This window comes from Acinetobacter indicus (genome assembly GCF_009914475.1).
GTDB classification, from domain to species: Bacteria; Pseudomonadota; Gammaproteobacteria; order Pseudomonadales; family Moraxellaceae; genus Acinetobacter; species Acinetobacter indicus.
The window spans coordinates 1642906-1656755 of record NZ_CP045198.1; the positions used below are offsets into that span (position 1 = coordinate 1642906).

The 13850-nt window shown below is 43.3% G+C and carries 12 protein-coding genes; 8 read left to right on the forward strand and 4 right to left on the reverse strand.

Annotated features, from left to right (window positions below):
* Positions 1-2 precede the first annotated feature (2 nt).
* From GA693_RS08230 to GA693_RS08240, 3 genes are all read right to left on the reverse strand, one after another.
* Complete coding sequence (locus tag GA693_RS08230; protein ID WP_160241093.1) at positions 3-1463, reverse strand: hypothetical protein; 1461 nt, start codon at positions 1461-1463, stop codon at positions 3-5.
* A 244-nt stretch (positions 1464-1707) separates the two neighbouring features.
* Positions 1708-2277: a dCTP deaminase gene (gene dcd, locus GA693_RS08235; protein WP_005179553.1), complete on the reverse strand. Its 570-nt coding sequence runs from the start codon at positions 2275-2277 to the stop codon at positions 1708-1710.
* 112 nt (positions 2278-2389) lie between these two features.
* Positions 2390-2983: a LysE family translocator gene (locus tag GA693_RS08240; protein ID WP_005179555.1), complete on the reverse strand. Its 594-nt coding sequence runs from the start codon at positions 2981-2983 to the stop codon at positions 2390-2392.
* A 407-nt stretch (positions 2984-3390) separates the two neighbouring features.
* On the opposite strand from GA693_RS08240, the gene GA693_RS08245 reads away from it, so the two are divergent.
* The 3 genes from GA693_RS08245 to GA693_RS08255 are packed head-to-tail and all read left to right on the forward strand — an operon-like array spanning position 3391 to position 6904.
* Positions 3391-4392, forward strand: a complete 1002-nt coding sequence (locus tag GA693_RS08245; protein ID WP_160241092.1) for a TAXI family TRAP transporter solute-binding subunit — start codon at positions 3391-3393, stop codon at positions 4390-4392.
* Positions 4392-4889 (forward strand): DUF1850 domain-containing protein, encoded by a 498-nt coding sequence (locus tag GA693_RS08250; RefSeq protein WP_104469965.1) that lies wholly within the window; start codon positions 4392-4394, stop codon positions 4887-4889. The genes GA693_RS08245 and GA693_RS08250 overlap by 1 nt, the downstream gene beginning before the upstream one ends.
* Complete coding sequence (locus GA693_RS08255; RefSeq protein ID WP_104471208.1) at positions 4886-6904, forward strand: TRAP transporter permease; 2019 nt, start codon at positions 4886-4888, stop codon at positions 6902-6904. The genes GA693_RS08250 and GA693_RS08255 overlap by 4 nt, the downstream gene beginning before the upstream one ends.
* Before the next feature lie 53 nt (positions 6905-6957).
* Here GA693_RS08255 and apbC read toward each other — a convergent pair whose 3' ends face one another.
* A complete protein-coding gene (apbC, locus tag GA693_RS08260; RefSeq protein ID WP_160241091.1) occupies positions 6958-8235 on the reverse strand; it encodes an iron-sulfur cluster carrier protein ApbC in 1278 nt (425 codons plus the stop codon).
* Positions 8236-8485: 250 nt separating this feature from the next.
* Between apbC and metG the strand changes: the two genes are divergently transcribed.
* The 5 genes from metG to GA693_RS08285 all read left to right on the forward strand — a co-directional run bounded on the left by metG (position 8486) and on the right by GA693_RS08285 (position 13417).
* Positions 8486-10543 (forward strand): methionine--tRNA ligase, encoded by a 2058-nt coding sequence (gene metG / locus GA693_RS08265; protein ID WP_160241090.1) that lies wholly within the window; start codon positions 8486-8488, stop codon positions 10541-10543.
* Between the two features lie 138 nt (positions 10544-10681).
* A complete protein-coding gene (locus GA693_RS08270; RefSeq protein ID WP_004814739.1) occupies positions 10682-11038 on the forward strand; it encodes a hypothetical protein in 357 nt (118 codons plus the stop codon).
* A gap of 124 nt (positions 11039-11162) precedes the next feature.
* On the forward strand, positions 11163-11597 hold the full coding sequence (locus GA693_RS08275) for a hypothetical protein (protein ID WP_228718919.1): 435 nt from the start codon (positions 11163-11165) through the stop codon (positions 11595-11597).
* Between the two features lie 356 nt (positions 11598-11953).
* On the forward strand, positions 11954-12205 hold the full coding sequence (locus tag GA693_RS08280; RefSeq protein WP_267313202.1) for a putative phage abortive infection protein: 252 nt from the start codon (positions 11954-11956) through the stop codon (positions 12203-12205).
* Positions 12206-12445: 240 nt separating this feature from the next.
* Complete coding sequence (locus GA693_RS08285) at positions 12446-13417, forward strand: MBL fold metallo-hydrolase (protein WP_160241089.1); 972 nt, start codon at positions 12446-12448, stop codon at positions 13415-13417.
* The last annotated feature ends 433 nt before the right edge of the window (positions 13418-13850 follow it).

Consider the following 13850-nt stretch of genomic DNA (forward strand, 5'->3'; position numbering starts at 1 on the left):
TCTTATAGTCCCGTGGTCTTAAACTTCAAGTGCTGGATCAGCACGCCATCAATTGCCACCGAGCCCAAGTTTACAGGTGCTGCAGTTGCATGCGGGCTTCTAAATACCACACCGGTAGAATTACTCGCAGTGTTGGCTTTTAACAGATTCGTGGTCGGATCACGTGTCACGCTACCAATTGAAATACTGCTATGTGTTGCATTGGTTCCCTGGTAGTTGGTGGTTCCTGCCCCTGAAAGTACTTGGGAAATATTAGAGCCACAATAAGCAACATTACAGGTTGAGCCTTTATAGTCAGCAGGGTTGATCTCGGTGTTATCGCCATCAATATCGGCATAATAGGTATAAATCTGTTTATAAATTTCAGGGACATTCGGAATGCGGGTCACTTCTAAAATAATATTCTGGCCTTCCGAACCCAAAATAAACGGTTGGTGCATATTGCCGAGCACTAAATTGATGTTAGGGCTATACAAATACAAACCCTCTTCAGCATGGAAAATTGGGGCTAAAGAACGGTCGAGTGCAGGCGTAACCGCGGTACCATCATTGAGGGTTGCTGTACTTATACGCAAACCTCTGGCATTGAGCAGTTCTTTATTGGCCTGGGTATTTTCATAAATTAGAGCTTCAGGATTATCATTGGTATTCAGACGGATAAGACTGGCCATACCTAAAGTCTGACTTTCTACCGCATTGGTAGAAGGCATGGTTTGAAACAGTCGAACCTGTGAACCACTTAGGCTTAGACCATTGGCCACCAATTGCAAACGAATTCGCTGATTTTTTAATAAGTCAGGATCATTGACCGCATCGGTCGTGACAGGTGCCCCCGTAATTGGGTCCACCTTGTTACTTGAGTTCCAGCTGCGTGAAAAAGCATCTAACCAAAGCCCAAGTTTAATATTATTGTCCTGATCATCAGCATCCACTTTGGCCAAAGGAGCTTCTAAAGAAATATAACTGATATCGGCCGCTGCATTCGTACTGTCAAATTGACGGATATTTTCGGCTGTACCAGCGCGAAATAACCAGGGATTCGCAGCACTGCCCCAATCAAACCCCTGATTACTATAGCGCTGGTTCATATTGTTATTGGTTTCAGAGAGCGCCAGACCATAAATAAAAATATCCGCTTTGGTTCTCTGATTGGCAGCATCAGTCTGACTGAGGGTTAAATTATCGTAATTTTCACCTACCGGAATGATGCGAATAAAACCGGTGTCATATTGTTCCGGATTATCGAGATTACGGGTATAACTTGATGCCGCAGACACATCATTCGGGCGCTGAAATACCATTTTGAAATTTTCAGGAAGCAAGGCAATCCCTTCACCTGTGGTATTTGCCAGATGTTCATCGGATAGATTCTGTAAAGCATATGCAGGAGAACTTAGCAACATCCCGACCAAGGCAGCTAAGCAACTTTTTCTAAAATTTAGGCCAATTCCATATTCAGTCATCTCGACCATCCTATTCCCAGATGCTCCGCATCATTCTTTTATTTATCCAGAACTTGGCTATTTATTTATGTGTTTTTATCCTTAAAAACATGCGATTACCAAGTCATAATTGTTGTTCATTATGCGTAATAATTTATCAATTGCAAAAAAATACGGGCCAAAAAGCCCATTTTTCCGATGAATGAATTGGAGAAAAAACAAGCGAGCACAACGGCTCGCTTGTTTTTATTTTAAGTTTCCACTATCAGGCTTTCGGTAAGGTTACCCCGGTTTGGCCCTGATATTTACCACCACGATCTTTATAGGAGGTTTCACACACTTCATCTGATTCAAAGAACAGCATCTGTGCAACGCCTTCACCCGCGTAAATACGTGCAGGCAGGTTGGTGGTATTAGAGAATTCCAAGGTCACATGCCCTTCCCACTCTGGTTCGAGCGGCGTGACATTGACAATAATACCGCAGCGCGCATAGGTCGATTTGCCCAGACACACGGTTAAAACATTACGTGGAATACGGAAATATTCAACTGTACGCGCCAAGGCAAACGAGTTTGGTGGAATAATGCAGACATCCGATTCAATATCAATAAAGCTTTTTTCATCAAAGTTTTTTGGATCAACAATGGCAGAATGGACATTGGTGAATACTTTAAATTCACGGGCACAACGGACGTCATAACCATAACTTGAAACGCCATAGGAAATCAGTTTGTTGCCATTTTCATCAAATCGAACCTGATTATGTGCATACGGTTCAATCATGCCGTGTTTTTCGCTCATTTCGCGAATCCAACGATCAGACTTAATTGCCATTTATTTCTATCCAAAAGCGAATGTTTTACTGCGCTGTACTTTAACTGAAATCGGCACCAATGGAAATAAGCAGGCATGAAGTCGACTTTTCCGCCTGCTGTAGATGGGTCATTTAAAGCCTTAAAAGCGCCGAATAACTTAACGGAATTGAAAAGCTGAACAGCAGCAAGGATGCTGTTTTTTGCAGATTGGCCGGATTAAGCCAGCGGATTTTATTGCTGGCCAAAAAGGAACCAATCAGGGTCCAGAAAAATGCAATGGGAATAATCAGGATCAGAAACATCAGAATATGTGCCACATAATGTGCGGCGCTGGTCCAGGCGATGGCCGGAAAAATTGCAGAAGCAAACAGCAAGGCCTTCGGATTTAGTAAAGTGGCCACAAACAGTTCACGCGCGCGAATGGTCGGCTGCTGAAACTGCTGTTCGACATTGGCAGTACGCCACAACTTGATGGCCAGATAAATGATATAAACCGCACTAAACAGTTTTAGCACAGTGGGCAATAACGGTAACTGGCTCGACACCTGCCCGATTAGCATGCCCCATAGAGTAATGGAAATCAGATAACCAAAGGCTTCGGCGGGAATTAAATGAAAAGATTTACGGATGCCAACCTGAATTCCGGAAGAGGCTAGCAAGGTGTTGGTTGGACCAGGTGTCAACAAGATGGTGATCACCAAACCAATAAAAAACCATGAAATCATAGCCAGCCTCATGCGCGAATGCTGCAAATGTAATGGAGTTGCAAGGCATAGGCAAAAAATAAATTGTAACTGGCCTCATTGTGCAGCAAAACAGAGGAATTCCTCAACTAAAAACACAGTCAATTACAATATATTTATTATTAATTATCATAAGCTTAAAAACATATTAAAGAATATATAACAGTCATCAAAACTGGGCCGTTCATCTCCAATAAATCAAGAGTTTTTAGTCCATTTTTACCCACCTCTAATTGTATAAATGCGTAAAAAAACTGTTCAAGTTCAAATTATTCGGTTAATTTTTAACTCAACAAGCTGCCTTAATCAGAATAACCAGAACCAGCTTTAAGTTTGAAATCTTTCAATATTTCAACAATGGATGACGATAATAATCACAGGAGAAGTCAATGAAAAAATGGACGCAACTGACCTTACTGACGCTGGCCTTAGCTGGTGTAAGTGCTTGTTCCAATGATCCGGGCCAGAATAACACCCAGGCCGATCCACAAAGCAGTGCCGCTGCTGCCGACAAACTGCAAACCCGTTTTGTCAGTATTGCCACGGGCGGTGCCTCCGGTCCCTATAACGTGATCGGAACCAGTCTGGCCGAACTGTATAACAAAACCTACGGCGTTAACTCCAAAACCCAGACCACCGGCGCTTCGGTTGAAAACCTGAACCTGCTAAAACAGAATAAAGTCGAAATGGCTTTTGTGATGAGTGATAGTCTGACCGAAGCCATTCAGGGCACAGGCAGCTTTAAAGATAAAATTGGCAATGTGCAGCAAATTGCGGCTTTATATCCTAACTATGTGCAGATTGTGGCTTCAAAAAAATCCGGGATTCGCTCTATTGAAGATTTAAAAGGCAAACGTATTGCCGTGGGTGCACAAAACTCCGGGGTGGAAGTTAATGCGCGTACCCTGCTGAATGGTTTTGGGATTAGCTATGACGATGTCAAAGTCGATTACCTAGGTTATGCCGAAGCCGCCGATGCCTTAAAAGGTGGAAAACTGGATGCGGCCTTCCTGACCAGTGGTATTCCAAATTCATCATTGATGGAACTACAACAGAGTTTTGATCTGCAACTGGTGAGTATTAATGCAGATAAAGTCAAACAGATTGCCCAGAACCAGTCTTACTTCCTGCCGATGGTGATTCCAAAAGGCACGTATGGCAATGCAGAAGATGTGCAGACCGCGGCCATTATGAATGCCTTGGTGGTACGTTCCGACCTGTCTGAAGATGATGTGTATAAACTGACCAAAACCTTTTTTGAAAATTTAGACAATTTGGCCAATGCCCATCAGGCTGCTACCGATATTAGCCTGGGAAAAGCCCAGCAAGGCCTGGTTGCACCGCTGCATCCGGGGGCGAAACGTTATTATGATGAGGTGGCAGCACCTTAATGTTCAGCTATAAAAGTGCAGTTTGGGCTGCACTTTTTCTATTGATGCTGGTCATCCTGCTCGGCCTGTGGTTTCCGCAAAGTTATACCCTGGTCAAGATTGAAGAGAGTCACAAAGGCCATAACACCAGCTGTGTGATTCGTTCACAACAGTTTCAGTTGCAGTGGCAACATTCGGTAGAAAAAACCCGCTGGCAGGAACATTATCAGCGTGAAGATCAGCATTTTATTTTAACGCATACCGACCTGGTGTCCTTTGGTGCCGGTACACCGGATCATTATCCTGTGCTGCGCCAAGCCAATGGCCAGGTACGTATGCAGGTCAATCATCATTTAAAAGAATTACATTGGACCATTTCACGCCGTATGCAAGGACAGCTCCAGATCAATCAGAAACGCTGGCCCATAGCCGAAGATTTTCCTGATTACACGGTGGTGCATTTTTCGGTACAGCAACGACCGTTCTGGAAATGGTGGGGTCAAGGAGACTGCGTATGACACAACAAGAAAAAGTAACCATTGAACAGCTGGATGAAAAAGAACAGCAGGCCCTGCTGGAAAAATTTGACCGGGAATCGGTCACGCGTCAGCCTCGCAGCAAATCGGTCAGCTGGTTTATTGCCGCGATTGCCATCAGCTATTCGCTGTTTCATCTGTTTATTACCTTTAACCCGCTTCCAGAGCTGCTACAACGCTCGGCGCACGTGGCCATTGGTCTGGTGCTGGTATTTTTGCTTTATCCGGCACGACAGTCCAGTTCCCGCCAGCATGTGGCCTGGTTCGACTGGATTCTGGCCCTCGCCTCTCTCGCTTCATTTTTATATTTATGGAAAGAATATCAGGCCATTATGACCACCCGCGGCGGGATTCCCAATGTGCTGGATATTGTGTTTTCAATTATGACCGTGGTGCTGGTGGTCGAAGCAGCACGACGGGTCATGGGCTGGATGCTGCCGATTCTCGGGCTGATTTTCCTGGCTTATCCTTTTATCAGTCATTTTAACTGGATGCCGGAACGGCTACTGACCCGGCCTTATACCGTGAGTGATATTTTCGGGCAGATGTATCTGAAAACCGAAGGCCTGTATTCATCGGCGATTGGCGCATCGGTGACTTTCATTTTCCTGTTTATTTTATTTGGCGCCTTTCTGGCTAAATCGGGGATGGGCAAATTATTTAATGATCTGGCCATGGCCCTGGCCGGGCATAAACAGGGTGGCCCGGCCAAGGTGGCGGTTATTTCCAGTGGCTTTATGGGCAGTATTAATGGTACGGCAGTGGCCAATGTGGTCGGTACCGGTTCCTTTACCATCCCGCTGATGAAAAAGATTGGTTATCACAAAAATTTTGCCGGCGCGGTGGAAGCCAGTGCTTCAGTCGGCGGACAGATTTTACCGCCAGTGATGGGCGCCAGTGCCTTTATTATGGCGGAAACCACCGGCGTCAGTTATGGCACCATCGCCCTAGCCGCGACCCTGCCGGCGCTGTTGTATTATTTAGGCGTGATGGCCCAAGTCCATTTTCGTGCCGGGAAAGACAACCTAAAAGGAGTACCCAAAGCAGATTTGCCCCGGGTTAAAGAAGTGCTGAAAGAGCGCGGGCATTTGCTGATTCCGATTGTGGCGCTGGTGTTTTTCCTGTTCCAGTCAATTCCGGTCAGTTATGCCGCGGTGTATACCATTGTGCTTACGGTTATTGTGGCAGCCTTTAGAAAATCCACCCGCATGGGAATTCGGGAGATTCTGGATGCCCTGGCCGATGGTGCCCGGCAGTCCTTATCGGTGATGGCGGCCTGTGCGGTGGTCGGGATTATCATTGGGGTGGTCAGCCTGACCAGTTTCGGTACCGTCATGACCTCATCTATTATGAGTATTGGTGCGGGCAGCCTGTTCCTGACCCTGTTCTTTACCATGCTGGCTTCCATGATTCTGGGCATGGGCCTGCCTTCGATTCCGGCCTATATCATTACCGCGACCATGGCTGCACCAGCCTTGGCCCATTTTGATATTCCGACCTTGGTAGCGCACATGTTTGTGTTCTATTTTGGTCTGTTTGCCAATATCACCCCGCCAGTGGCGCTGGCCGCCTTTGCCGGTGCCGGGATTGCTGGCGGTGACCCGATGCGGACCGGTTTTCAGGCACTGAAACTGTCACTGGCCGGTTTTATTGTGCCGTTCCTGTTTGTATATAACCCGGCCATGCTGATGATTGATACCACCAATGTGGCCGTTAATGCGCGTGAATTTGCCTTCCCGGCCTGGACCACCATTGTCAGCATTACCGTGACTTCGGTTATTGGGATTCTAGCCTTGGGCGCGGCGGTCGAGGGCTATTTCAAAACCGGTTTAAACTGGTTCTGGCGAATTTTCATGGGGGTGGGTGCCTTAATGATGATTATTCCGGAAACCTATACCGATATTGCCGGTACCATCATGGTGGTGATTGCAGTGGCTGTTAATGTGCTGCAAGCCAGAAAGCAAAAATCGACGCCATCCGGTTTATCATCTGCCTAAAACAAAAGCCCAATCTGAAGATTGGGCTTTTTTCTATTCACTACATTACAGAATTAAAAAATCCGGTTCTGGTCTTTGTCTGCTTTTGGCAGTTTATCCATGATTTTCTGGGCAATTTCCCGATAGCTGTCGGCTGCATCATCTTCGGCAATCACAGACGGTTTACCGGCATCGGCATTTTCACGAATCTGTACATTCAGCGGCAAACGGCCCAGTAATGGAATATCGTATTGCTCGGCCAGTTGATCGCCACCACCGGTCCCAAAAATTTGCTCTTCAAAACCACAGTTAGAACAGATGTGCGTCGACATATTTTCAATCACACCTATCACCGGAATCTGTACACGGTTAAACAGCTCAATGCCTTTGGTCGCATCCATTAAGGCTACGTTTTGCGGTGTAGTGACAATTACGGCACCCGTGACCGGAATACGCTGCGCCAGGGTTAACTGGATATCACCGGTTCCCGGCGGCATATCAATCACCAGTACATCTAAATCTGGCCATAAAGTCTGATTGAATAACTGCATCAGGGCACCCGTAGCTTTTGGTCCACGCCAAGCCACCGGGGTATTATGATCACCAGTTAAATGACCAATCGACAGCACCGCCATCCCATAAGCATCTAAAGGCACAAAATGCTCGGCTTCAATCATCGGGGTTTGGCCGGCATTGCCGAGCATGGTTGGAATACTCGGGCCATAAATATCGGCATCCAATACACCCACTTTCAGACCCAGCTGTTGCATCGCCAAGGCCAGATTGACCGTGGTGGTTGATTTTCCAACCCCGCCTTTACCGGACGACACTAGAATTACGTTTTGAATACGTGGATGTTTTGGCACATCACGCTGCTGCGGTGCGGCTTTTTGAATTGGCGCTTCTTCTTGCTGGGGTTGATAGTTGGCATTGGCTTGCTTGAGCGCATCTGGACTTGCAGAAGCATCCACCACGGGTGGCAGATTGGATTTTGCTGTAGCCTGTGGCTTGCTGGAACAGCTTTCACCTTCGGCATGGTTATGACCACAGCCACCCTCTTTTTTCGCCCCAGTTTTTTGCTGTACCACATGCAGGTTCAATTCCTTGATGCCACATTGCTCAAGTGCATCAGCCAGTTCATCATGAATCTGCTGTAAATACTGTTTTTCTTCCGGATAGGTATTGATGGTTAATTGCAGGATTTGTCCCTGTACATTGACCTGAGAAATACGCTCTTTGAGTGCGTTTTGGGAAGCAGGAAGTACATAGTTTTGCAGTACCTTCTGGATTTCTTCCTCTTTCACCTCCTGTGCAGGAGCAAAGACCGATTTTAGTGAAGAAAGCCACGACATAAAGTTACTCCAAATCTGGATATACAACCGAATGCCCTAGTTTAACGGGTATTTAAACGAAGGTTAAGCCAGTGCAGCCACAGGAATTATAAATCTTAGTCAAAGACTTGGTTTTTTCTGTTTTTTCGGCACAGAAATGCAGATTTTATCCGGTCCTGAAAAGAATTCACCGATTCCCTTGTGCAAGCCTGCATCATCTAAGGTAAAATCGCGGACATTGCATAATGAATACGAATGAGAGAGTTAATCCGTGCGTAAAATTTTAGTCACCAACGCCCTTCCATACGCCAATGGTCCAATCCATATGGGCCACTTACTCGGTTATATCCAGGCAGATATCTGGGTTCGTGCCATGCGTGCAATGGGCCATGAAGTGACTTATGTCTGTGCGGATGATGCTCACGGTACCGCCATCATGCTACGTGCTGAAGCCAACGGTATTTCACCAGAACAGCAGATTGCCAATGTTCAGGCCGAACATATGCGTGATTTTGCCGGCTTTAAGGTCGATTTTGATCATTATGATTCCACCCATAGCGACACCAACAAGGCGCGCGCGCAAGAAATTTATCTCAAGAACCGTGATGCCGGCAATATTGCCGTTCGTCCTGTGACACAACTGTTCGACCCGGAAAAAGGCATGTTCCTGTCGGACCGTTTCATTAAAGGCACCTGCCCGAAATGTAAAGCCGAAGATCAGTACGGCGACTCATGTGAAGTCTGCGGAACCACGTATAACGCCACTGAACTGTTAAATCCGAAATCGACGTTAAGCGGTGCCACGCCGATTGAAAAATCATCGGATCACTACTTCTTTAAATTGCCAAACTTTGGTGAATACCTGCAAAAATGGACCCGTGATGAAGGCCGTTTGCCGGTATCAATTGCCAACAAGTTAGATGAATGGTTTGACAATGGCCTGAACGATTGGGACATCTCCCGTGATGCACCTTACTTCGGCTTTGAAATTCCGGATGCACCAAACAAATATTTCTACGTTTGGGTCGATGCACCTATCGGCTATATGTCGAGCTTTGAAAACTACGTCAAAACCAAACGTCCAGACCTGAATTTTGATGATTACTGGAAAAAAGATTCTGACAATGAGGTCTATCACTTCATTGGTAAAGATATTGTTTATTTCCACGCGCTGTTCTGGCCAGCAATGTTGGAAGGTGCTAATTACCGCACCCCAACCGGTTTATTTGTAAACGGTTTCTTGACTGTAAACGGCCAGAAGATGTCGAAATCTCGCGGTACCTTCATTAAAGCAGAAACCTATTTACAGCATCTGAATCCGGAATACTTACGTTACTACTTTGCCTCTAAACTGTCTGATAAAGTTGAAGATTCTGACCTGAATCTGGATGATTTTGTGCAGAAAGTAAACTCTGACTTGGTGGGTAAAGTAGTGAATATTGCCAGCCGTTGTGCCAAATTCATCAACACCAAATTTGATAACAAGTTAAGTGCAACCTGTGCCGAGCCTGAACTGGTGCAAAGCTTTATTGACGCTGGTGATTCAATCGCGCAAGCATACGAAGCACGTGAATTCTCAACAGCGATTCGTGAAATCATGGCGCTTGCTGATAAAGCCAATCAATACATTGATGAGAAAAAGCCTTGGGCGCTTGCGAAAATTGAAGGCGAAGAACAGCAAGTGCATGATGTGTGTTCTGTCGGGATTAACCTGTTCCGTCAATTGGCGGTTTACTTGGCGCCTGTATTGCCAACATTGGCTGAACAAGTTCAAGCCTTCTTACAACTCGACAGCTTTGACTTTGCATCGCGTCAGCAAATTTTGCTTGCACATGAAATTGCACAGTTCCAACCATTGATGCAACGTGTAGATCCAAAAGCTGTTGCTGCAATGGTCGATGCATCTAAAGATTCTTTAGCTGCGCCTGCTGAAGCACCAAAAGCTGAAAAGAAAAAAGAGAAAGCCAAAGAGAAGAAAGCTGAACCGAAAGTCGGTGAAGCTGAAATTATTGGCATTGAAGACTTTATGAAAGTTGACCTACGTGTGGCTGAAGTCTTAGAAGCAGCTCACGTTGAGGGTTCTGACAAGCTTCTTCAGTTAACGCTCAATGTCGGTGAAGCTGAACCACGTAACGTATTTAGCGGTATTCGTGAGTTTTACCAACCTGAAGACTTAAAAGGCAAATTGGTGGTGATGGTGGCAAACCTTGCACCACGTAAGATGCGTTTTGGGATCTCTAACGGTATGGTATTGGCTGCGGGTAATGGCGAAGGTGTTTGGGTGATTTCGCCTGAAACTGGTGCTAAACCGGGTGATAAAGTGTCTTAAGATGTAGGTCTTAAATAAAAAGCCTCTACTAATGTAGGGGCTTTTTTATACCATTTATATAATTTATTTTCTTGTTTTAAAAAAATATATCGATAAAATCAAAGCGCTTTTTATTTTTTATAACTATTCGGGGTAAGCATGAAAAAATTACTAGTTTCAGTTCTAGCGATGTCAACAATTGCATTTACAGGCTGTTCAGTTCGTATGGCGGATATGACCGTAGCTTCTACAAAGAACTATAACTTGAACTCAAACCAATTTGTGAAAGGTCAACGTGTCACAGGTGAAGATAAGGTTCCGGTAGTTTTATTCCCATTAGGTATTCCTAACTTCAAAACAGCGGTAGATCGTGCAATTGAAAAGGATCGTTGTGCTGTGGCTTTATCTGATGTTGTTATTACTCAATTGAATCAAGCATTTATTGTAGGACAGATCGGTTACCGTGTTGAAGGTACACAGGTGATTGACCGTTCACAGCCAGAATGTAAAAAATAATTTTTGGTTGTAAAAAAAAGCCTCTACTGATGTAGGGGCTTTTTTATTGTTTTAATTAACTTACACTTTAGACAGGAAGCAAAAAAATTGTTATATTCTTATTAAATTTCAAAAACTTAATAAAATGAATAAATTTATTAAATACTTAGGCTTATATGTACCTCTAGTACTCATTGGAATAAGCATTCTAGGAAGCATATTTATTTTCTCAAATCAGACTTTTAATATTGGGAGCTCTAACACAATAGACCCTAATTTATCAGCCCAATTTGGAAATCTATATGGGGGATTCATTGGAACGATACTTAGTGCATCAAGTGTTTTTCTTTTAATCTATACAATATTTCACCAAAACATTGAATCTCAAAAAAACAATTTAGAGAATATTTTTTTTAAAATGCTTGATTATCATAATCAGCATTTAAACTACATCTGTATTCCTCACCTTAATCCTGACAAAGGCATGGTGGAAGGTAAAAGAGCTTTCATTCAATTTAAAATTCAATTTAAAAACATTCTAGAAACGGCTTTGTTGCACAAAGATTTCATAACTATATGATTTTAAAAGTTTTGATTATTTTTTGATCCAAAATTAAATTTATTTAAATCAGATGCTTACATATTTATGCAACAAAGCCTCTAGAAACTGTAAATGATATATTTTCAAAGCATAATTTAAAATTTTCAAAACAAGAGTTAGCAGATATTAGCTATATTATTTTTTATTATGGACTCGAAGGTTCTTGGACTAATTTTATTCATAATAAATTAGGTAGATATAACACTCTAACTTTAGAAATAATCAAAGAGATTCAAAGTGAGCTAAAGACCAAATCCAACGGAACCAATAAATTCTTAAGAGCAAATCAAACATATCTAAGCTCTTATTTTAGAAATATGTATAATGCAATAAAAATGATCGATGAAAGCGATATTTTAACTTTAGAAGAAAAGAAAAATTTAATCAAAATACTACGTGCTCAACTTTCCAACCCTGAATTATATGTTCTCTTTTTTAATATTATCTCAAGATTTGGAAAAAAGTGGATTGAGAACAACTTCATTGAAAAATATGGACTAATTAAAAATATTCCATATGATTATTGCGAAGGATACGATCCTAAAATATATTTTTCCTCGATCGATTTTGAAGAAGATGAATATTGATTCATTTGCTCTGCGACATGGATGTCGCCCGTTCGTTAGGGGCACATGGACGTGCCCTCTAACGAACAGAGGGGTTTTGTTACTTTTGCCCCGACAAAAGTAAGGCGAAAAGCTATAATCCTCATCCCAACCTTCTCCCTGAGTCATCTATGGCGCAAGAGAAGAAGCTTTCAACTAGTTGTAAATTTCACCAATAAATATGATAAAAAGATGTATCACTTTAAAACTTATAAGAACTCTATGAAAACTTTAAAACCAATCCTTCTCGCTCTAACCCTAAGCACTACAACTTTCACCACAGTCCAAGCGGCTGAGCCAACCATCCCTCAACAAAAACAGGTCACGGGCTATTATCAGCATCAGTTTGGGCCTTACCAAATTACCGCCCTGCTCGATGGCACCAACTATCTCAACCGCTCACAATTTAAAGGTGCGGCAGATCAGGAAGTTAGCGAGATTCTGCAAAAATACTATGCCGATCAAGCCAAAGGCATCCAGACCTCCGTCAATGCTTTTCTGGTGAATACCGGCAGCCAGCTTTATCTGGTTGATAGCGGTGCAGCCAGCTGTTTTGGCGATCACTTAGGTTCAATCTATAACAATTTAAAAGCCTCAGGCCATCAGCCTGAACAAGTGAATGGCGTTTTCCTGACACATTTACACCCTGACCATGTCTGTGGCATCTCAAATAATGGTGTAGCCAATTATCCAAATGCGACCTTGCATATTGCCAAAACTGAATATGATTTCTGGCTCAACCCCAATACTGTAAAAAAACTGCCTAAAGATAAACAGGCTGGCTTTTTGGGTACGGTGGAAAAAATCAAAGCGGCTTTAGCACCTTATGAAAAAGCGAAAAATATTAAAGTCTTTTCAGACAAATCTTTAGCATTTGGTGATATTCAATTTAAGCCATCATTCGGGCATACACCGGGACATTACAGTTTTAAATTAAAGCATGAGCAGCAGGAACTGGTGTTTATTGGCGATATTGTGCATTCGCATACCATTCAGTTTGATAAACCTGAAACCGCCATTGAATTCGATATTGACCCGAAAGCAGCAGTCGAAACTCGCTTAAAGCATTTTGCTGAATATGCCAAAGACGGTCAGACTATTGCGGCCGCGCATTTACCGTTCCCGGGCATCGGCCATATTTATTCAAAAGATGGTAAAAGCTATCAATGGATTCCAGTACATTTTACTGATTAATTCAGTTCTCTTGAGCTAAGTCACTTTTATAAACAGAACCCCGCTAATGGGGTTCTTTTGTTTTAAACCCAGTACTCTTTTGCCATTTTTTTTCGTTTTTTCTGTTCCTACACGCAACCACATTAGCCCTCGCAGCAATTTTCACCTTAATTTTTAAAATTTTCTAAACAGTCCAGCCTGTTTCAAAATGCACCGTAAACATACAAACTGCTGCACATCTTTGTATCAATCAATTTAAATCCTTCAAAAATAGCCAATAATATTGAATTTTACAGCGTTCAAAAAAGACTTGATTTGGTGCAAAAAACCGCACTGTGCTTTATATCGAGTCTTATTCATTTCACGAAATTCTTCATCAAAATTTCCGCAGTCTGCCCCTCTTTTACAATCTATTCGCCTCGATATACTGAGCTTCTTTTCCTGATCCCGTGCA

What these genes read in the sequence shown, in the direction of transcription:
- GA693_RS08230 (WP_160241093.1), bottom strand. Translation starts at nt 1,463, where the DNA reads ATGACTGAATATGGAATTGGCCTAAATTTTAGAAAAAGTTGCTTAGCT.
- apbC (WP_160241091.1), bottom strand. Translation starts at nt 8,235, where the DNA reads ATGTCGTGGCTTTCTTCACTAAAATCGGTCTTTGCTCCTGCACAGGAG.
- GA693_RS08270 (WP_004814739.1), top strand. Translation starts at nt 10,682, where the DNA reads ATGAAAAAATTACTAGTTTCAGTTCTAGCGATGTCAACAATTGCATTT.
- GA693_RS08255 (WP_104471208.1), top strand. Translation starts at nt 4,886, where the DNA reads ATGACACAACAAGAAAAAGTAACCATTGAACAGCTGGATGAAAAAGAA.
- dcd (WP_005179553.1), bottom strand. Translation starts at nt 2,277, where the DNA reads ATGGCAATTAAGTCTGATCGTTGGATTCGCGAAATGAGCGAAAAACAC.
- GA693_RS08285 (WP_160241089.1), top strand. Translation starts at nt 12,446, where the DNA reads ATGAAAACTTTAAAACCAATCCTTCTCGCTCTAACCCTAAGCACTACA.
- GA693_RS08275 (WP_228718919.1), top strand. Translation starts at nt 11,163, where the DNA reads ATGAATAAATTTATTAAATACTTAGGCTTATATGTACCTCTAGTACTC.
- GA693_RS08280 (WP_267313202.1), top strand. Translation starts at nt 11,954, where the DNA reads ATGATCGATGAAAGCGATATTTTAACTTTAGAAGAAAAGAAAAATTTA.
- GA693_RS08245 (WP_160241092.1), top strand. Translation starts at nt 3,391, where the DNA reads ATGAAAAAATGGACGCAACTGACCTTACTGACGCTGGCCTTAGCTGGT.
- GA693_RS08240 (WP_005179555.1), bottom strand. Translation starts at nt 2,983, where the DNA reads ATGATTTCATGGTTTTTTATTGGTTTGGTGATCACCATCTTGTTGACA.
- GA693_RS08250 (WP_104469965.1), top strand. Translation starts at nt 4,392, where the DNA reads ATGTTCAGCTATAAAAGTGCAGTTTGGGCTGCACTTTTTCTATTGATG.